The sequence below is a fragment of the Actinoallomurus sp. NBC_01490 genome (assembly GCF_036227085.1).
GTDB lineage: Bacteria > Actinomycetota > Actinomycetes > Streptosporangiales > Streptosporangiaceae > Actinoallomurus > Actinoallomurus oryzae.
The window spans coordinates 8,946,190-8,964,736 of the sequence record NZ_CP109433.1 but is presented as its reverse complement, the minus strand read 5'-3'; the positions used below and the strand labels follow the sequence as shown (position 1 = coordinate 8,964,736).

16 protein-coding genes are annotated in these 18,547 nt (G+C 71.0%); 9 read left to right on the top strand and 7 right to left on the bottom strand.

Annotation, left to right across the window (positions count from 1 at the left end; all coding sequences use genetic code 11):
* Positions 1–81 precede the first annotated feature (81 nt).
* Positions 82–1,293 (top strand): pyridoxal phosphate-dependent aminotransferase, encoded by a 1,212-nt coding sequence (locus OG417_RS41335; protein ID WP_329240961.1) that lies wholly within the window; start codon positions 82–84, stop codon positions 1,291–1,293.
* A gap of 129 nt (positions 1,294–1,422) precedes the next feature.
* Here the strand turns inward: OG417_RS41335 and OG417_RS41330 are convergent, their stop codons facing one another.
* Both OG417_RS41330 and OG417_RS41325 read right to left on the bottom strand, forming a co-directional pair.
* Positions 1,423–2,466 (bottom strand): S66 family peptidase, encoded by a 1,044-nt coding sequence (locus OG417_RS41330; RefSeq protein ID WP_329240958.1) that lies wholly within the window; start codon positions 2,464–2,466, stop codon positions 1,423–1,425.
* A gap of 205 nt (positions 2,467–2,671) precedes the next feature.
* Complete coding sequence (locus OG417_RS41325) at positions 2,672–3,055, bottom strand: nuclear transport factor 2 family protein (protein ID WP_329240955.1); 384 nt, start codon at positions 3,053–3,055, stop codon at positions 2,672–2,674.
* 99 nt (positions 3,056–3,154) lie between these two features.
* Here OG417_RS41325 and OG417_RS41320 point away from each other — a divergent pair, with 99 nt between their 5' ends.
* Positions 3,155–3,730, top strand: a complete 576-nt coding sequence (locus OG417_RS41320) for a TetR/AcrR family transcriptional regulator (protein ID WP_329240951.1) — start codon at positions 3,155–3,157, stop codon at positions 3,728–3,730.
* A gap of 1,341 nt (positions 3,731–5,071) precedes the next feature.
* Here OG417_RS41320 and OG417_RS41315 read toward each other — a convergent pair.
* Positions 5,072–6,064 carry a DUF4192 domain-containing protein gene (locus OG417_RS41315; protein WP_329240949.1) on the bottom strand — a complete coding sequence of 331 codons (993 nt, stop codon included), beginning with the start codon at positions 6,062–6,064 and terminating at the stop codon, positions 5,072–5,074.
* Positions 6,065–6,286: 222 nt separating this feature from the next.
* Between OG417_RS41315 and OG417_RS41310 the strand changes: the two genes are divergently transcribed.
* Both OG417_RS41310 and OG417_RS41305 read left to right on the top strand, forming a co-directional pair.
* Complete coding sequence (locus OG417_RS41310) at positions 6,287–7,984, top strand: AMP-binding protein (protein ID WP_329240946.1); 1,698 nt, start codon at positions 6,287–6,289, stop codon at positions 7,982–7,984.
* Positions 7,985–8,078: 94 nt separating this feature from the next.
* Positions 8,079–9,152 (top strand): pentapeptide repeat-containing protein, encoded by a 1,074-nt coding sequence (locus OG417_RS41305; RefSeq protein WP_329240942.1) that lies wholly within the window; start codon positions 8,079–8,081, stop codon positions 9,150–9,152.
* A gap of 35 nt (positions 9,153–9,187) precedes the next feature.
* Here the strand turns inward: OG417_RS41305 and OG417_RS41300 are convergent, their stop codons facing one another.
* Together OG417_RS41300 and OG417_RS41295 are read right to left on the bottom strand one after the other, a co-directional pair.
* A complete protein-coding gene (locus OG417_RS41300) occupies positions 9,188–11,188 on the bottom strand; it encodes an ATP-dependent DNA helicase (RefSeq protein WP_329262979.1) in 2,001 nt (666 codons plus the stop codon).
* Between the two features lie 114 nt (positions 11,189–11,302).
* Positions 11,303–11,653 carry a hypothetical protein gene (locus OG417_RS41295; RefSeq protein WP_329240939.1) on the bottom strand — a complete coding sequence of 117 codons (351 nt, stop codon included), beginning with the start codon at positions 11,651–11,653 and terminating at the stop codon, positions 11,303–11,305.
* Between the two features lie 178 nt (positions 11,654–11,831).
* Between OG417_RS41295 and OG417_RS41290 the strand changes: the two genes are divergently transcribed.
* The gene (locus OG417_RS41290; protein ID WP_329240935.1) at positions 11,832–12,644 is read left to right on the top strand and encodes a polysaccharide deacetylase family protein; all 813 of its coding nucleotides are present in this window, start codon (positions 11,832–11,834) and stop codon (positions 12,642–12,644) included.
* Positions 12,645–12,666: 22 nt separating this feature from the next.
* Here the strand turns inward: OG417_RS41290 and OG417_RS41285 are convergent, their stop codons facing one another.
* Complete coding sequence (locus OG417_RS41285; RefSeq protein WP_329240932.1) at positions 12,667–13,176, bottom strand: DinB family protein; 510 nt, start codon at positions 13,174–13,176, stop codon at positions 12,667–12,669.
* A 95-nt stretch (positions 13,177–13,271) separates the two neighbouring features.
* Between OG417_RS41285 and OG417_RS41280 the strand changes: the two genes are divergently transcribed.
* Positions 13,272–13,793 (top strand): DUF1707 and DUF4870 domain-containing protein, encoded by a 522-nt coding sequence (locus OG417_RS41280; protein WP_329240929.1) that lies wholly within the window; start codon positions 13,272–13,274, stop codon positions 13,791–13,793.
* Here OG417_RS41280 and OG417_RS41275 read toward each other — a convergent pair.
* The gene (locus OG417_RS41275) at positions 13,763–14,353 is read right to left on the bottom strand and encodes a pyridoxamine 5'-phosphate oxidase family protein (protein ID WP_329240926.1); all 591 of its coding nucleotides are present in this window, start codon (positions 14,351–14,353) and stop codon (positions 13,763–13,765) included. The genes OG417_RS41280 and OG417_RS41275 overlap by 31 nt on opposite strands.
* A gap of 105 nt (positions 14,354–14,458) precedes the next feature.
* Between OG417_RS41275 and OG417_RS41270 the strand changes: the two genes are divergently transcribed.
* The 3 genes from OG417_RS41270 to OG417_RS41260 all read left to right on the top strand — a co-directional run bounded on the left by OG417_RS41270 (position 14,459) and on the right by OG417_RS41260 (position 18,529).
* The gene (locus OG417_RS41270) at positions 14,459–15,823 is read left to right on the top strand and encodes an FAD-binding oxidoreductase (RefSeq protein ID WP_329240924.1); all 1,365 of its coding nucleotides are present in this window, start codon (positions 14,459–14,461) and stop codon (positions 15,821–15,823) included.
* Positions 15,824–15,825: 2 nt separating this feature from the next.
* Complete coding sequence (locus tag OG417_RS41265) at positions 15,826–17,109, top strand: class I SAM-dependent methyltransferase (RefSeq protein WP_329240922.1); 1,284 nt, start codon at positions 15,826–15,828, stop codon at positions 17,107–17,109.
* Between the two features lie 166 nt (positions 17,110–17,275).
* Positions 17,276–18,529 carry a cytochrome P450 gene (locus OG417_RS41260; RefSeq protein WP_329240919.1) on the top strand — a complete coding sequence of 418 codons (1,254 nt, stop codon included), beginning with the start codon at positions 17,276–17,278 and terminating at the stop codon, positions 18,527–18,529.
* Positions 18,530–18,547: the final 18 nt, after the last annotated feature.

The following is an 18,547-nucleotide window of genomic DNA, read 5'->3' as shown; positions in this document are numbered from 1 at the left end:
CTGACCGGCGGATTCCTCCGTGAAGGGGGCCGGCGGTAATTCGCTGCCGCCTGTCGGTGGGAGCCCGTTAGGGTGGTCGCCATGCAGGTCAGCCAGTCGGACAAGCTCGCCAACGTCCTCTACGACATCCGTGGACCGGTGCTCAAGCGCGCCATGCAGATGGAGGCCGAGGGGCACCAGATTCTCAAGCTGCACATCGGGAACCCGGCTCCGTTCGGGTTCGAGGCTCCGGACGAGATCCTTCAGGATGTCATCCGCAACCTGCCGGTGGCCCACGGGTACAGCGACTCGAAGGGGATCCTGCCCGCCCGGCGAGCGGTCGTACAGCACTACGAGCAGCAGGGGTTCGCCGGCCTCGACGTCGAGGACGTCTACCTCGGCAACGGCGTGTCCGAGCTGATCGTGATGGCGATGCAGGCCCTGCTCAACAACGGCGACCAGGTGCTCATCCCGGCGCCGGACTACCCGCTGTGGACGGCGGCCGTGTCGCTCAGCGGCGGTACGCCCGTCCACTACCTCTGCGACGAGGGCAACGGCTGGATGCCCGACCTCGCCGACATCGAGGCGAAGATCACCCCGGCCACCAAGGCCATCGTCATCATCAACCCGAACAACCCGACCGGCGCCGTCTACTCGCGTGAGCTGCTCGAAGGAGTCGCCGAGCTCGCGCGCCGCGAAGGGCTGCTGATCCTCGCCGACGAGATCTACGACCGCATCCTGTTCGACGACGCCGAGCACGTCTCGATCGCGCCGCTCGCGCCCGACCTGCCGTCGCTGACCTTCTCCGGGCTGTCCAAGGCGTACCGGGTCTGCGGCTTCCGCTCCGGCTGGATGGTGGTCTCGGGCCCCAAGGAGCATGCCGAGTCCTACATCGAGGGCCTCAACATGCTGGCCAACATGCGCCTGTGCCCGAACGTCCCGGGCCAGCACGCGATCCAGGCGGCCCTCGGCGGCTACCAGAGCATCAACGACCTGGTCCTGCCCGGCGGACGCCTCCGCGAACAGCGCGACCGCGCCTGCCGCCTGCTCAACGAGATCCCGGGCGTGAGCTGCGTGAAGCCGGCCGGCGCCCTGTACGTCTTCCCCCGGCTCGACCCGGACGTCTACCCGATCGAGGACGACGAGCGCTTCGTCCTCGACCTGCTGGAGAGCCAGCAGATCCTCGTCGTCCAGGGAACCGGGTTCAACTGGCCCACCCCCGACCACCTCCGTGTCGTCACGCTGCAACACGCCGACGACCTGGAGGAGGCCATCGGCCGGCTGGGAGAGTTCCTGCAGACCAGGCGCGCCTGACGGCGTACATGGGTGCGGGTGGTACGACCACCGGAGCTCGCCGGTGGGTGGGGCCGCGGGACGGGTCGAGCGGGTCGATTCTCGGCGGGGACCGGCGCGCCGGGCCGTCGGTTCGTTGAAGAGGTGTGCTCAGTAGCGGACGGTGATTCTGCGGGCCGGGCCGTCCACGCGGGCCCAGCCGCCGACCGGGATGATGACCTGGGGGTCGGTGTGGCCGAAGTCGACGTCGAAGACGATCAGCGCCTCGGGGTTGTACTCGGCCGTCGCGCGCAGGATCGCCTCGCGCTGCTCCTTGGCGTACACGGCCTTCTCGTCGGGTGTGTTCGGGCGTTCGAAGGACCATGCCTTCGCGCGTCCGACGAGGACACCGGCGAACCGGCCGAGGATGCCGCGCTCACCCATGTTGCGCAGGATCCGGTACACCTCGGTGGCGGACGGGAGCTCCTCGCTCGTCTCGATCAGCAGGATCATGCCGTCGTACGCCTCGGGCGGTCTGATCCCGCGGTCGGCCATCATCAGCCAGGACAGGATCTCCAGGTTGCCGCCCCAGGTCAGCCCCTCGACGACCTGGTCGGCGTTGTGCCACCGCCAGCCGTCGCAGGCCTGCATCACCGGGGGCGACTCGAACGTCGCGGGGTCCGCCCAGTCGCGCTGGACGTCGCCGTACACCGTGCTCTCGCGCAGTTCGTACTCGCCGGAGGTGAACAGCGCCGCCTGCAGCGAGACCGTCGTCAGCGAGTGCATCGCACCGGGCCGCCCGAACTCGCCCATGACGGAGCCGCCGTGGTAGGCGACGATGCCGAGACCGGCGATGTAGGTGAGAAGGTTCGTGTTGTCGCTGTAGCCGAAGAACGGCTTCGGGTTCGCCCTGATCAGGTCGGCGTCGAGGTGCCGCAGGACGGTGATCTGGTCGTCGCCGCCGATGCTGGCGATGACGGCCTTGATGTCCGGATCGACGAAGGCCGCGTGCAGGTCGGCCGCCCGCTCCACCGGCGAGGCGCCCATCCGCCGGGTGGTCGGGTACTCGACCGGCTCGAGCCGGAAGTCCTCCCGCAGCCGCCGCAGCCCCAGCTCGTACGGCATCGGAAGGATCTCCGGCAGACCCGCCGACGGCGACACGATCGCCACCCTGTCGCCGGGCCGCGGCTTGGGCGGGTAGATCGGTACGGTCATGAGCCCTCCTTCGTCGGGGAGGGTGACCACAGGGGCGCGTCTTCGATTCCCTCGCTCCGCTCGGTCATTGGGCCAGTGTCGGCTCCGGCCGAGGCTCGAATCAAAGCCTTTTTCGGCTCCGTTCCCGAGTCTTCAGGAAACTCGCCAGGGACGCATCGGACATGCCCGGCGAACCGCCGGTCGGGTCGCCTCGTGGGCGTGCGGGTCAGACGAAGAAGGCGTTCATGCCGGGAACGTCGGACAGGTAGGTCTCGATGCCGGCGATCTTGCCGTCGCGCAGACGGCAGACCGTGGACAGGTACTCATCGAGCACCGCGTCGTCGCGGCGGGCGGTGTTGTGCAGGGACAGGGCGACGTTCTCGCGGCTGACCAGGACGTGCAGCAGTTCGAAGTTGAGACCGTAGCCGGCGATCTTCTGCGCGTGCCGCACGACCGCGTCGGCGCCGGCGACGGTGCCGGAGACGGCGTTGTCGCCGGGCAGGGTCCAGGTGGCGTCGGGGTGCAGCAGCGACCGGATCGCCGCCCAGTCGCCCGCGGCGAGGGCGGCGTGGAACTGCTTGCCGAGGGCGTAGGCGGTGTCGCCGGTCATGGGTGTCTCCTCACGGTCAGGCCGTTAAAGCAAAGATCAATGCTTTAAGGCCGAGGCTATCAAGGAGGCAGGCACTAAAGCAAAGCGATGTGCGTTAACATGGCCGACGTGAACGCCGACGCCCGAGCGAGGCGGCCGGGGGGCCGCAGTGCCCGCGTACGGACGGCCGTGCACCGGGCCGCGGCCGAGCTGGTCGCCCAGCGCGGCGCCGACCAGCTGACCATCCCGGCGGTGGCCGAGCATGCCGGGGTCAACCCGAGCACGATCTACCGGCGCTGGGGCACGCTCCCCGCGCTCCTGGCCGACATCGCCGCACAACGGGCCAGCGCCGCCCCGGGGTCCGCCGGGGATTTGCGTGAGGACCTGGCGAACCACGCGGCGTGGACGCTGGCGGACCTGTCCCGCCCGGGGGGAGTCGCGTTCTTCCGTGCCGAGGTGGCCGCCGACGTCGACGAGCGCCGCGCCGGCCTACGCGAATGCCTGCAACGGGTCAGCGGCCGTTTCGAGCCGATCCTCGACGCGGCCCGTGAGCGGGGCGAGACGCCACCGTCGTTGCAACAGGTGCTCGACCGGATCGTCGCCCCCATCTACTTTCGCGTGGTCTTCTCCATCCCCGACACCGACGAGGCCTACGCACGCGGTCTGGCGGCCGACCTCCTCGACACCGACCGCTGAGAAGCCGTGCGCGGGTGAGCGGTCGGTGCGCGGCATCATCTGCGGCGGGTGTGGGTGATCTGCCGATGCGTGCGCTGGGATGTTCGCGGGGTCGCCGTGGTCGGACCGGCGTGCCATGGGCGCGTTCCCGGCTACTGCGCGGTGCCTGGGTGGTCCGTCGCCGCCTTCTCACTGGGCGACGACCGAGACCAGGCTTCTGCCCCTGCCTCGTGGCGCGGACACCGCTCGCTACGCACGGTCCTTTGAGGCAGGTCTGGATGCGTGACCTGCCGCTCGACGCGCGGCACAAAGCCACGGGCGAGTTCGAGTGCATGTCTCCATACGCGTTGACGCGTGCAAGCCGGGACCGACTGCCCGCCGTCGGCGAGGCGCGGCGGCCGACGGGCCACTGGCGAAGGGCCCGGGAGCCGGCACGGTGGCGATTTCTGGCGATGGACCCAAGGTCTTTCTTCCACCCTTCCAGCCGGCTGTGGTGTCTCGGCGTCCGCCGGTCCGCCGGTTGAACGGCTCGGTGGAACGCCGCCGGACCGAACGCACGGTCGGAGTGAATGGCGTGGACCGGGTCGGTGCCGGCCGCCGTTCGTGGCCGGGTCGGTCTGCCGGCAGCGTGCTGTGCTGACCGGCGGCGTGATCGGGTGATGGCCGGGCGAAGGGCGTGGACCGGCGGGCCTGCTGGGCGTCGGCCGCCGCTCGGTTCAAGGCGGTCCGTCGGCGGCTCGCCGCGACGCCTGCCGTCGGTGGCTGGTCGGGATGCCTGCCGTCGGTGGCTGGTCGGGATGCCTGCCGTCGGTGGCTGGTCGGGATGCCTGCCGTCGGTGGCTGGTCGGGATGCCTGCCGTCGGTGGCTGGTCGGGATGCCTGCCGTCGGTGGCTGGTCGGGATGCCTGCCGTCGGTGGCTGGTCGGGATGCCTGCCGTCGGTGGCTGGTCGGGATGCCTGCCGTCGGTGGCTGGTCGGGATGCCTGCCGTCGGTGGCTGGTCGCGACGCCTGCCGTCGGTGGCTGGTCGCGACGCCTGCCGTCGGTGGCTGGTCGGGACGCCTGCCTTCGGCGGCTGGTCGCGACGCCTGCCCTCGGCGGCTCGCTGCGACGCCGGCCGGCCTCGGCGCCGCCGGGTGCAGTGGCGGACGCCCGGTTTCGGTCTGGAGGCCTCACGTTCGGTGCGAGGGCCTTTCTGGCCGGTGTGGACGTCGCGGTCCGCGCCGAGCCAGAAAGGCCTCACCCACGAAGAGTTCATTTCGCCGTGTCGCTGTCGTCAGGCCCGCAGTAAGCAGGCCTGGACCAGGCATATTTCCGTTTCGCGTTACGTTCGGCCTCCTCGCCGGCCCGGCGCGGTGGGCCGTCAGGCAGGGGCGTCGAGGTCGTCCGGGGTGAGGTTCAGGGGGACGGACGACGGGGGCAGGCCGCTGAGGAACAGCTCCCGCAGGAGCAGGGCCATGGAGTACGCCGGGTCGGCCGACAGGGCGCGGTCGAGGGCGATGTTGGCCAGGGCTCCCTCGCCGGCCCGCCAGGCGGCGAAGGACAGCAGGCTCGCCGGGGCGGCGGCGTAGGGCTCGGCGACCCTCGTCAGGACGTGCCGCCAGAGCATCATGTGGGTCCGCAGGTGCGGCTCGGTCATCCGGACCCACGCCTCGTCGCGGACGCGCGTGCCGGCCAGGAGCAGACCGAGCCAGGCCGTCTCTTCGTCTCCCGGCATCCTCCCGTCCGCGCAGGCGCGGTCGATGACGTCGCGGACCAGGGGCACGCCCTCGCGGGCCATGCGGGCCGCGACCCGCTCGGCGCCGCGCTCGAACTCGGCCCAGCCCTTCAGCCGCTGCTCGGCGCGCACCGTGGCCGCGCGCGCCGCGGGGCCGCCCGCCGGGGCCAGCATGCGCTCCAGCTCACCCCGGTCGGGCAGGGCGACCAGGCCGCCCGCGATGGCGGCCGCGGCGACCGGGCTCGCCGTCACGTCCACGAACGTGCCCTCCGGCGGGCAGCACCCGGTGTCGGTGCACAGGTAGGACCAGAACCTGCCGTCCTCCACGCGCAGCGCGTCGCGCACCCGGACGCCCTGGTCGTGCAGGCGGTCGCGGACGCGCTCGACCATCGGCGTGACCCGGCCGGGCGGGCCGTAGCCGGCCAGGATCACGCCGTCGGGCCCCCGGCGGGCGATGAGGCCGGCGACGTGCTCGAGTAACTCATCGGCCGCGGTCAGGTCGAGCCGCACGGCGCACGCGCCGGCGGTGCCGTCGCACGCCAGCACCACCACGCTGTCGGACGGGTGGAAGCCCACGAGATAGGGGATCGCGCAGACGACGTCGGCGGGGGAGCGGAGACGGAGGGTGTTCGGGTTCATGGGAACGAGCGTGCCGTGGCGGGAAGCGAACGGACAGCCCCGAGGTACCCCTGTGGATAACTTCGAGAAAGCGCAGGTCAGAGCCATGTGGCGCACCTCGGCGACGGACCTGACGTGCGAAATGACCCGTATGCGGGGTCGGGCAATGACTGTGCATGAGAGTGTGCTTAGTGCCAAGGTAACGGGAATGTTTCGCCTGTCCCCGGGAGTAATGGTCGACGAATGAGCACTCCCTACGATGAACGGCCGTGGCTTCGGTTCTACGCCGAGGGCGTGCCGGCGAACGTCCAGGTGCCGGACGTCCCGCTGACGCACCTGCTCGACGCGTCGGCCGAGCGGTTCCCGAACCGCAAGGCACTCATGTTCTTCGGGCGCGGCATGACGTACGCCAAGCTGCTGGACGCGGTCAACCGGCTCGCCGGAGCGCTGCGGCGGATCGGGCTCCGCAAGGGCGAGCGCGTCGCGGTGATCCTTCCGAACTGCCCCCAGGAGGTCATCGCGTTCTACGCGGTCCTGAGAATCGGTGCCATCGTCGTCCCCACCAACCCCCTCTACACGGCGTCCGAGCTGCGCCACCAGCTCGCCGACTCCGGGGCACGCGTCGTGATCGTCTTCGACAAGGCGTACGAGACGCTGGTCGAGGCCATGCCCGGCACCAACGTCCAGCAGGTCGTGGTCACCTCGCTCACCGACTACCTGCCGTTCGTCAAGCGTGAGCTGCTGAAGCTGCCCATCGCCAAGGCGCGCAGGCTCCTCGCCGAGCTGAGCACCGAGGTGCCGGAGAACGCCGAGGTCCTGAGGTTCGACGACCTGCTGAGCGAGGGGCCGGACAACCCCCAGCAGACACCGGTCGACCCGATCCGCGACCTGGCGGTCCTGCAGTACACCGGCGGCACCACCGGCCGCCCCAAGGGCGCGATGCTCACCCACCGCAACCTCGTCGCCAACGCCCACCAGACCGTCTCGTGGGATCCGGCGATCCGCCCCGGCCACGACGTGAACCTCGCCGTCATCCCGCTGTTCCACGTCTTCGGCCTGACGTTCTGCCTGACCTGCACGATGCTCATCGGCGGAATGGTCGTGCTGATCCCCAGGTTCGACCTGGACCTGGTGCTGGACGCCGTACGCAAGCACAAGCCCACGCTCTTCCCGGGCGTTCCGCCGATCTACCAGCAGCTCGCCGCCGCGCCCGAGTCGAAGAAGGCGGGCGTCGGCAACATCCGCACGTGCGTGTCCGGTGCCATGGCGCTCGCCCGTACGACCGTCGACGCGTTCCGCGCCGGGACGGGCGGCCAGGTCGTCCAAGGCTACGGAATGACCGAGACGTCCCCGGTCGTCATGGCCAACCCGCTCGACGGGAACGCCCGCCACATCTCCGTCGGGGCGCCGCTCCCCGGCACCGAGGCGCGCATCGTGGACGAGCGCGACCCGCAGCGCGTGCTGCCCGTCGGCTACCCGGGCGAGCTGATCGTACGTGGCCCGCAGATCTTCGCCGGTTACTGGAACCAGCCCGCCGAGACCGCCGAGACCCTCTCCCGCGACGGCTGGTTCCGTACGGGCGACATCGCCGTGATGAGCCCGGACGGCTACTTCACCCTCATCGACCGCAAGCGCGACGTCGTCATCGTCGACGGCTTCAACGTCTACCCGTCCGAGATCGAGAAGGTTCTGACCGCCCACCCGGGCGTCGCCGAGGCCGCCGTCGTCGGCGTGCCCGACTCCGCGCACGGCGAGGTGGTCACCGCGTACATCATCCCGCGCGAGCCCGCGCCGAGCCCGGAGGAGATCCGGGCGTACGCCGCCCGGCACCTCGCCGGCTACAAGGTGCCCGCGTTCATCGAGCTGCGCCCCACCCTGCCGCGCAACATGCTCGGCAAGGTCCTGCGCCGCGTCCTCCGCGAGGAGCACGCGGTGCCCTGACGGGCGGCCGGTGCCGAACGACCACAACCGGTCATGCTCCGTGTAAAGGCGCATGCGATACGTAGTGGACCGGTGCAATGGTGGCATGCGGAAGGTGTGGGAGGTTATAGCCCGTCTTGTACCCCGGCGGTCCCGCCTGTGGCGCGTCGTACGGCCAGGGCTGGTCATCGCGGCGGTTGTGGTCGTGGCGGTCGTGGCGACCCGGTGGGTGGCGCTGCGGCTGGACGTCACGGACCACTGGGTGGCGCGTTCGGAACTCATCGTCGGCGTCGGTATGACCGTCGTGCTGGTGTCCGCCGTGCTGTTGCTCGGACCCGTGTCGCGCTGGCTCGCGAACGAGCGCTTCCTCCTGCCCGACGGGGAAGAAGAGGTGCTGTCCGCCAAGGACCGCGTGAGGGCGGTGAACTCGGCGCGTGAGACGCTGATGCGGTCCGCGGCCGGCGTCGTCGTGATCGCCGGTGTGGTCTTCACCGCGGCCGGCCTGGTGTACACATCGCGCACGCTCCGGGTCACCGAGCAAGGCCAGATCACCGACCGCTACACCAAGACCATCGAGCAGCTGGGATCCGACAAGCCCGAGGTCAGGCTGGGCGGCATCTACGCGCTGGAGCGGCTGATGACCGACTCGTCGCGCGACCGTCGCACCATCATCGACGTGCTGGCCGCGTACGTGCGCACCCACGCGCAGGACCACCCGCCCGCGGGGTCGCCCTCGCTGCGCCTGGCCGTCGACGTCCAGGCCGCCCTCACCGTGATCGGCCGTAACCGCTTCCCGGGCCTGACCGAGACGGTGGACCTGACCTCCGCCGACCTGCACGCCAAGAACCTCGATCGGATGAGCCTGCCCCGGGTGAACCTGCACGACGCGAACCTGACCCGTGCCCACCTGATCGGCGCGGATCTGACGGGCGCGACCCTGACGGACGCCGATCTCACGGACGCGCTCCTGAACGACGCGGACCTGACGGGCGCCAAGTTCACGTCGGGCGCCCTTCAGCCGTCGGGCGCGAACCTCAAGGGAGCGCACCTGACCGGCGCCGACCTGCGCGGTGCCGACCTGACCGGTGCGGACCTGCGCGGCGCCGATCTGACCGGTGCGGACCTGGGAACGAACACCCCCGAGCTGATCAGGCGAACGGCCAAGACCGACAAGCACACACGGTTCTGACCCAACGCCTCGCGCCGGCGCCGGGGGAGCCCGCCCTACGAGGCGTCGAGACGGCGCAGGGCGGCCTTCACCGTCGCCGAGTCGAACGTCGTCCAGAACGGGGGCAGCGAGGCGCGCAGGAAGGAGCCGTACCGCGCGGTCGCCAGGCGTGGGTCGAGGATCGCGACCACGCCGCGGTCGTCCATGCTGCGCAGCAGGCGCCCGGCGCCCTGGGCGAGCAGCAGCGCGGCGTTCGTCGCGGCGACCGCCATGAAGCCGTTTCCGCCGCGCGCCGCGATGGCCCGCTGCCGCGCCGAGGACAGCGGGTCGTCCGGGCGTGGGAACGGGATCCGGTCGATCACCACGAGACGCAGCGACGGGCCCGGAACGTCCACGCCCTGCCACAGCGACAGCGTGCCGAACAGGCATGTGGCGTCGTCGTCCGCGAAGCGCTTGACCAGCTGCGACGTCGCGTCCTCGCCCTGGCACAGCAGCGGCTGCGCGATGCGGCCCTTCAACTCCTCGGCGGCCTGCTTGGCCGCGCGCATCGAGGAGAACAGGCCGAGCGTGCGGCCGCCGGCCGCCTCGATCAGCTCGCTCAGCTCCGTGAGGTACGCCTCCGGCAGGCCGTCGCGGCCCGGCGAGGGCAGCCCGCGGGCGATGTAGAGGATGCCGCTGCGGGCGTGGTCGAACGGCGAGCCGACGTCGAGGCCGGACCAGACGATCGGCTTGTCCTCACCGGTGGACTCCTCCGGCGTGGCCGGCAGCCCCCACTGGCGGGCGAGCGGCTCGAACGACCCGCCGAGCGACAGCGTCGCCGAGGTCAGCACCGTCGTGCGCCGGCGGAAGAGCCGCTCGCGCAGCAGCGCGCCGACGCCGAGCGGCGCGACGCGCAGGGCGACCGGCCGCCGGGAGTCGTCGGTGAACGGCTTGTCGAGCCAGACCACGTCGTGCCGCGAGGCGATGTCGCCCGCGAACGACTCCAGGAGGCGCACGGCCGTGTCGTGGATCTCCTCCAGCGAGCTCAGCGCGGCGCGGCCCGCGCCGATCCGCTCGGCGTCGTCGCCGGCCCCCTGCAGCGTCGTACGGAGCGCCGTGGCGCAGGCGTGGGCGGCGTCGCGGACCGCCGCGAGCGACAGGCCCGCCGCCTGCGGCAGCACGTCCATGCGGCCGGGGTGCAGGTCGGCCAGCACCGGTGCCAGCGCCTCGCCGGTCTCCTTGAGCCGGTCGGCGAGGTCCTCCTCGATGAGCCGTCCGCAGCGGCGCGCGGTGATCTCCACGGCCTGCGCGGACAGCTCCGCGGTGGCCACCGACGTGACCCGGTCGACCAGCTCGTGCGCCTCGTCGACGATGACGACGTCGTGTTCGGGCAGCACCTGGAAGTCCTCCAGGGCGTCGATGGCGAGCAGCGCGTGGTTGGTGACCACGATGTCGGCGTCGCCGGCCCGGTCGCGGGCCAGCTCGGCGTAGCACTCGGTGCCGAACGGGCACCGCTGCGCGCCGAGGCACTCGCGGGCGCTCACCGAGACCTGCCGCCACGCGTGCTCGTTCACGCCCGGCACCAGCTCGTCGCGGTCGCCGGTGTCGGTGGTCTCGGCCCACTCGTGGATGCGCTGCACCTGCCGCCCGGCCGCCGACACGGTCTGCGGGTCGAACAGGATCTCCTCCGGGTCCTCCGGCGCGTCGACCTGCAGCCGGTGCCGGCACAGGTAGTTGCGGCGGCCCTTGAGGATGGCGAAGACCGGCTCGCGGCCGAGCAGCGGTTTCAGCGACTCGGCGAGCCGGGGCAGGTCACGGTCGATGAGCTGGCGCTGGAGGGCGATCGTCGCGGTGGACACGACCACGCACGCGTTGCCGGCGACCGCGTGGCGCACCGCCGGCACGAGGTAGGCGAGGGACTTGCCCGTTCCCGTGCCCGCCTGGACGGCGAGGTGCTCGCCGGACTCGATCGCGTGCGCGACCGCGTCGGCCATCTTCACCTGGCCGGGCCGTTCGGCGCCGCCGACGCCGGAGACCGCGGCGGCCAGCAGGGCGGAGACATCGGGCAGATCAGGCAGGTCGGTCTCGCCGGAAGCGGAGTCGAGGAGGTCGTCGGGCACGACGACAGACGCTACCGCTGCCGCGGACCCCGGACGCCCATTACCGCCGCACGTCCCCGTTGCGTCTCACCGTCACAGTGACGCGCCGCCCTGGCGACGGCGGCGTTCGTTGAAGTCGCGCATCCGCTGCGGATAGCCGGTGATCTGCACGTCGTAGACCGGCAGACGGAGATCGCGGGCGACCTTCTGGATCACGCTCGGCGAGCCCACGCGGCGGCGGGTCCATTCGCCGTCGGCCGCGATCGCCATCGCCGTCGTGTCGGTCGCGAACGTCTCGGGCTCGACGTAGAACTCCACCCCCGTACGGCTGCGGGCGAAGGCGATCAGCGACTCGATGTCGGCGTCGGTCGCCTCACGGTCGAGGGTGGTCACCTTGCCGGCACCTCGCCGGCGGCGAATCCCGAAGCGATCGCCCCACTTCATCGAGGCCCTCCTCAAAAGCCATTGCCCCCGTACCCGTCATCGGTCACGTCTTCAACGTCGCTGCCGCCGTCGCGGTTCCCGGCGGCGTAATGGCTGAGACCCGCGCAACTCGCCATTAGTAATGGATGCCAGCGATAATCAGTGCGCTGTTGCGACAAAAGCGCTTACGGGGGCTCTGATGCGGTTTGTCATTCCTGCAGGCCGTGCGCGGCTCATCGCCGGCGCGGTCGCCGGGGTTCTGCTCCTCGGCTGGCTCAGCGGCCTCGGCCCCGTCCACGCGAACGCCACCCGGGTACCCGCCGCGGCGAGCGGTCCACCGCCGAACGCCCGCCGTCCTCCCGCCCGGCACGCGCGGCCCGTGCCCAGCCGGCCGCCCGTCGACTGCCGCAAGGTGAAGTGCGTCGCCCTGACCTTCGACGACGGGCCCGGTCCGTACACGGCCCGGCTGCTGCGCATGCTCGCCGCCCGTCACGCCAAGGTCACGTTCTTCCTCATCGGCGGGAACATCCGCGGCCGGGAGGCGGTCGTACGCCAGGAACTGGCCCAGGGACACGCCATCGGCGACCACACGTGGAGCCACCCCGACCTCAGCACGCTGCCGGAGAAGCGGATCCGCACGCAGCTCACCCGGACGCTGAGCGCGATCACCCGGACGACCGGGCAGCCGATCCACCTCATGCGCCCGCCGTACGGGGCGACCGACCGGCACGTCGGCAAGGTCGCCCGCCGGCTCGGCCTCGCCCAGATCATCTGGGACGTCGACACGGACGACTGGCGCGACCGGAACTCGGCGATCGTCGCCCACCGCGCCATCTCGCGGGCGCACCGGGGGGACATCATCCTCATGCACGACATCCACCCGACGACGGTGCGGGCCGTGCCGAAGATCCTGCGCGGCCTCGCCAAGCGCGGCTTCACGTTCGTGACCGTGCCCGAACTCCTCGCCGCGCACCCGCCGAAACCCGGCAGGGTCTACTTCCGCGGGCACTGACGAGTCAGGCTCGTCCGCGAGGTCACGCGCCGACGGTGCCGTCGACGGCCTCGCGAACGAGGTCGGCGTGGCCGTTGTGCCGCGCGTACTCGTGGATCAGGTGCAGCATGACGAAGCGCAGCGAGACGTCCTCATCCCAGCGGGGCTGGCGGACGACCAGGTCCAGCGACGGGGCCGCGCGCTCGATGCGGCGGGCGTGCTCCACCTCGGCCCGCCAGGCCGCGAAGGCCTCCTCGCGGGTGCAGCCGGACGGGTCGTAGGCGGTCTGGTAGTCGTCGGCGTGGGACCAGACGTTGGGCAGGTCGTGCTCGCCGTTCACGGTCTTGCGGAACCAGGTGCGCTCCACCTCGGCCATGTGGCGGACCAGCCCGAGCAGCGAGAGCGCCGAGGGCTTCGACGCCCGCGCGCGCAGCCCGTCGTCGTCCAGGCCGTCGCACTTCCAGGCGAGGGTGGCCCGGTGGTAGTCGAGGTGGGCGCGCAGCATCGTGCGCTCGTCGGCGATCAGCGGCACGTCGGGGCGTTCGGTGGTCACCGGCGCCAGCCTAAGGGGAGCTGGGGGTGGCCTCAGGGGCGAGTCGGGGGAATCCCCGATGGTCTTCCCCCGCGGGTGCGCGCAGGATCGGGGACATGACCACTCCCGTGCACCCCGGAGCGCTGCGCGTCTCCCACGCCGAACGCGATCCGGTCGTCGAACGGCTCCAGCAGGCGTACGCCGAGGGGCGGCTCGACAACGCCGAGCTGGACCTGCGGCTGCATCTCGCCATGACCGCCAAGACCCGCGACGACCTCGCCGCGGTGCTGTCGGACCTGGCGCCGCCGCCCGCGCCGGTGCCGGCGCCGGACGACCTGGCCGACCCGACCGCGGAGCAGCGCCTGCTCGCCGCGCTCGCCCACGTGCTGGGCACCGTGACGCTGTTCGTCGGCCCGCTGGTGATGATGTGCACGCGCGCCCGGCGCTCGCCGTACGTGCGGCACCACATCGCCGCGGCGCTGAACTTCCAGCTCACCCTCCTGGCGGTCACCGTGGTGACGCTCGGCATCGGTGCGGTCGCCTACGCCGTCGCCTGGGCGGTCGGCCTGGTCGCCGCGTTCCTGGCGCTCGCCGGCACGCCGTTCCGCTACCCGTTCACGCTCCGCATCGTGCGCTGACCGGGGGCCGGGTGGTCGGGTTCGAGCGCGGGCAGCCCGTCGATGCTCTCGGCGTTGCGCCGCACGCGGAGCGGCCACTGCTCGGCCGGGCGGCGTCGGTGCTGGTCGTCGAGGAGGGGCCGTTCACCGACGACCTCCATGAACGGCACGGAGTACCCGCAGGAGTCGGCCACGCGCTCGACGTCGATGACCACGATCGCCCGGGTGCCCGCGTGGCCGTCGCCGAAGCGGCCGATGAGGGCGTCCCACCCGTCGGCGTCCGGCCGGACCACGCGCCCCGTGCCGTACAGCCGCAGGATCTTCGGCTGCCGGGCGAACGAGCAGAACATCACGGTGACGCGCCCGTCGTCGCGCAGGTGGGCGATGGTCTCCGCGCCACTGCCGTACAGGTCGAGGTAGGCCACGGTCCGCTCGTCGATCACCGCGAAGGTGTCCTGGTAGCCCTTTGGAGAGACGTTGACGTGGCCGCCGTCGCGAGGCGCGGTCGCGACGAAGAACATCGGCTGAGCCTCGATGAAGTCTCGTAGTCGTTGGTCGATGGCGTCGTAGAGCTTTGCCACTGCCACACCCCCATGCGTGCCGATGATCCGGACATTACACGCGAACCGGGGACATCACACGCGGCCGGTCTTCGACCGCGGCGCGCGGGATGAGACGATCGTCCGGTGAATGGTCACCGTGCGGCAACCGAAAAACTCCTGGGGTCCTACCGGTCGATTCCCGAAGGAACCCCGGTACGCCTGGCGAAACGCACCTCCAACCTGTTCCGCTTCCGCGACGACGCGGGCGCGCCGGGGCTCGACGTCAGCGGGTTCAACCGGGTGCTGAGCGTCGACCAGGAGCGTCGCACCGCCGACGTCCAGGGCATGACGACGTACGAGGACCTGGTCGACGCGACGCTGCCGTACGGGCTCATGCCGCTCGTCGTCCCGCAGTTGAAGACCATCACGCTGGGCGGCGCGGTCACCGGGCTCGGCATCGAGTCCTCCTCCTACCACCACGGCCTGCCGCACGAGTCGGTCCTGGAGATGGAGGTCATCACCGGCGCGGGGGAGATCGTCACCGCGACGCGCGACAACGAGCACCGCGACCTGTTCTACGGCTTCCCCAACTCCTACGGCACGCTCGGCTACACCCTGCGCCTCACGATCCGGCTCCAGCCGGTGAAGCCGTTCGTCGAGCTGTGGCACGTGCGGTTCGGCTCGGCGCGGGAGCTGACGGACGCCATCGACAAGCTGGCGCCGGACTACGACTTCGTCGACGGCGTCGTCTTCGGCGGCGACGAGCTCTACCTGACGCTGGGCCGGTTCGCCGACACGGCGCGCCACGTCTCCGACTACACGGGGCAGAAGATCTACTACCGGTCGATCCAGGACCGCAGCATCACGCCCCGCTGGCTGAACGCCACCACCGCGCCCACCGACGTGCTCACCACCCACGGCTACCTGTGGCGCTGGGACACCGACTGGTTCTGGTGCTCGCGGGCGCTGGGCGTGCAGAACCCGCTCGTGCGCCGCGTCTGGCCCGCCGCCAAGAAGCGCTCCGACGTCTACCGCCGCCTCGTCGCCCTCGACAAGCGCACGCAGATGTCGGCCCGGGTGGACCGCTGGCTCGGCCGGCCTCCGCGCGAGGACGTCATCCAGGACGTCGAGGTGCCGGTCGAGCGGCTTCCGGAGTTCCTGGACTTCTTCGGCCGCGAGATCCGCATGAGCCCGGTGTGGCTCTGCCCGCTGCGGGCACAGGAGTCATGGCCGCTGTATCCGCTCGAACCGGGACGAACGTACGTGAATGCTGGCTTCTGGGGCACGGTGCCGATCCCGCCCGGCCGCCTGCCCGAGCACCACAACCGCCTGATCGAGCGCGAGGTCGCCCGTCTCGAGGGGCACAAGTCGCTCTACTCCACCGCGTACTACACGCGGGATGACTTCTGGCGCCACTACGACGGGGACACCTACCGACGGCTGAAGGAGACCTACGACCCCGGCGGGCGGTTGCTCGATCTTTACGACAAAACGGTACGAGGCAGGTGAACATGAGGCTCGCGGAGGTATTCGAGCGCGTCGTGGGCCGCGACGCGCAGGTACGGTTCCTGGCCTATGACGACAGCAGCGCCGGACCGGCCGACGCCGACGTGACGGTGACCGTCGCGTCGCCGTACGCGGTCTCCTATCTGACCCACGCCCCCGGTGCGATCGGGCTGGCACGCGCGTACGTCTCCGGCTACCTGGACGTCGACGGCGACATGTACACGGCGCTGTCCCGGATGCAGTCGGCGATGGGCGATCTGACCTGGGCGGACAAGCGCACACTGCTGCGCGGCATCCTCGGCGACCCGCTGCTGCGCGCCGCCGCCCTGAAGCGCCTGGAGCCGCCGCCGCAGGAGGTGCGCGTCGAGCGGCTGCCGTTCCTCGCGGGGCTGCGGCACTCCAAGCGCCGGGACGCGAAGGCCATCTCCCACCACTACGACGTGTCCAACACCTTCTACGAATGGGTGCTCGGACCCTCGATGGCCTACACCTGCGCCTGCTTCCCGACCGAGGACGCGACGCTCGAACAGGCGCAGTTCCACAAGTTCGACCTGGTCGCGCGCAAGCTGGACCTCAAGAAGGGCATGCGCCTGCTCGACGTCGGCTGCGGCTGGGGCGGCATGGTCATGCACGCCGCACGCGAGTACGGCGTCAAGGCGCTCGGCGTCACGCTGTCCAAGCAGCAGGCCGAATGGGCGCAGAAGGCGATCGCCGAGGCCGGGCTGTCCGAGCTCGCCGAGGTCCGCCACCTGGATTACCGCGACGTGACCGAGACCGGCTTCGACGCGGTCAGCTCGATCGGCCTCACCGAGCACATCGGCAAGGACAACCTGGAGTCCTACTTCTCCTTCCTGTACGGCAAGCTCGAGCCCGGCGGCCGGCTGCTGAACCACTGCATCACCCGGCCCGACGACACGGGCCCGGCGATGAAGAAGGACGGCTTCATCAACCGGTACGTCTTCCCCGACGGGGAGCTGGAGGGCCCGGGCCACCTGGTCTCGCGGATGCACGACGCCGGCTTCGAGGTACGCCACGAGGAGAACCTCCGCGAGCACTACGCCAAGACCCTCACCGGCTGGTGCCGCAACCTCGACGACCACTGGGACGAGGCGGTCGCCGAGGTCGGTGAGGGCACGGCACGGGTCTGGCGGCTCTACATGGCCGGTTCGCGGCTCGGGTTCGACCTGAACTGGATCCAGCTGCACCAGGTGCTCGGCGTGAAGCTCCACGAGGACGGGCGTTCGGGCATGCCGCTGCGCCCCTCCTTCGAGCCGCCCTTCGCGGGCTGAGCGCGGGCGGCCGCCGGCCCTCCGCCGGCGGCCGCCCGGCCGTCCCCGTGGACGCGCCCGTACGAACGTCCCCGCGGCGGATCTTCGCGAGGCACTTGTCCCCACTCGTTCCGGCTTGGCAGGATGAGACCCGAACGGGATTCTAGTTGGGGGAGTTGACCAGGCCGTGACCACAGGCGCGCTCGAACCGTCGGAGATCGACCTCACCGACTGGGCCTTCTGGGCCCGTCCGCTGAGCGAGCGGCACGAGGCCTTCCGCACGTTGCGACAGCTGCCGCACCCGGCGTTCTTCCGCGAGCCGGAGCAGACGATCATGCCGACGGGCCCGGGCTACTACGCGCTCGTGAGGCACGCGGACATCGTGGAGGCCTCCCGGCGCCCGCAGGACTTCTGCTCGGGCAAGGGCGCCATCAACATCACGGACATGCCGCCGGACCTCAACGAGTACTTCGGCTCCATGATCAACATGGACGACCCGCGGCACGCCAAGATCCGCCGGATCGTCTCCCGCGCCTTCTCGCCGCGCATGATCCAGCGCTTCGAGGACCAGGTCCAGGCGGTCGCGGACCAGATCATCGAGGAGATCGTCGCGAAGGGCTCCGGCGACTTCGTCGCCGACGTGGCCGCGCGGCTCCCCCTCAAGATCATCTGCGACATGATGGGGATCCCCGAGAGCGGCTACAAGACCGTCTTCGACAACTCCAACATCATCCTCGGCGGCGGCGACGCGGAGTTCCTCCCCGAGAACGACGAGGAGTACGCCCTCAAGCTGCTCCAGGCCGGCCAGACGCTGAAGGACCTGGTCGAGGACCTCGGGCGGCACCGCCGCGAGAACCCCTCCGACGACCTCGTGTCCGCGCTCGTCAACGCCAACATCGACGGCGAGTCGCTGACCGACCAGGAGCTCGGCTCCTTCTTCATCCTGCTCGTCGTGGCGGGCAACGAGACGACCCGCAACGCGATCGCGCACGGGCTCAAGCTGTTCACCGTCCACCCGCACCAGCGGGAGCTGCTGCTGGCCGACTTCGAGACGCGCCTGCCCAGCGCGGTCGAGGAGATCGTCCGCTACGCCTCGCCGGTGATCTGGATGCGCCGTACGGCGACGCGCGACACCGAGCTGAACGGGCACGAGTTCAAGGCGGGCGACAAGCTCCTGCTGTACTACTGGTCCGGCAACCGCGACGAGGCGGTGTTCACCGACCCCGAGGTGTTCGACATCACCCGCGACCCGAACCCCCACATCGGCTTCGGCGGGCCCGGCCCGCACTTCTGCCTGGGCGCCCACCTGGCCCGCCGCGAGGTCGGCGTGATGTTCCGCGAGCTGTTCCGCCACGTGCCGGGCATCCGCTCGACCGCGCCGCCGGACCGCCTGCTGTCGAGCTTCATCAACGGCATCAAGCGCCTGCCGTACGAGCTGTAGGACTCGGCCGGCCGGGGA

Bases quoted from the DNA above. Each gene is read 5' to 3' on its own strand.
- OG417_RS41335 (WP_329240961.1), top strand. From the start codon at position 82: ATGCAGGTCAGCCAGTCGGACAAGCTCGCCAACGTCCTCTACGACATC.
- OG417_RS41330 (WP_329240958.1), bottom strand. From the start codon at position 2,466: ATGACCGTACCGATCTACCCGCCCAAGCCGCGGCCCGGCGACAGGGTG.
- OG417_RS41325 (WP_329240955.1), bottom strand. From the start codon at position 3,055: ATGACCGGCGACACCGCCTACGCCCTCGGCAAGCAGTTCCACGCCGCC.
- OG417_RS41320 (WP_329240951.1), top strand. From the start codon at position 3,155: ATGGCCGACGTGAACGCCGACGCCCGAGCGAGGCGGCCGGGGGGCCGC.
- OG417_RS41315 (WP_329240949.1), bottom strand. From the start codon at position 6,064: ATGAACCCGAACACCCTCCGTCTCCGCTCCCCCGCCGACGTCGTCTGC.
- OG417_RS41310 (WP_329240946.1), top strand. From the start codon at position 6,287: ATGAGCACTCCCTACGATGAACGGCCGTGGCTTCGGTTCTACGCCGAG.
- OG417_RS41295 (WP_329240939.1), bottom strand. From the start codon at position 11,653: ATGAAGTGGGGCGATCGCTTCGGGATTCGCCGCCGGCGAGGTGCCGGC.
- OG417_RS41290 (WP_329240935.1), top strand. From the start codon at position 11,832: ATGCGGTTTGTCATTCCTGCAGGCCGTGCGCGGCTCATCGCCGGCGCG.
- OG417_RS41280 (WP_329240929.1), top strand. From the start codon at position 13,272: ATGACCACTCCCGTGCACCCCGGAGCGCTGCGCGTCTCCCACGCCGAA.
- OG417_RS41265 (WP_329240922.1), top strand. From the start codon at position 15,826: ATGAGGCTCGCGGAGGTATTCGAGCGCGTCGTGGGCCGCGACGCGCAG.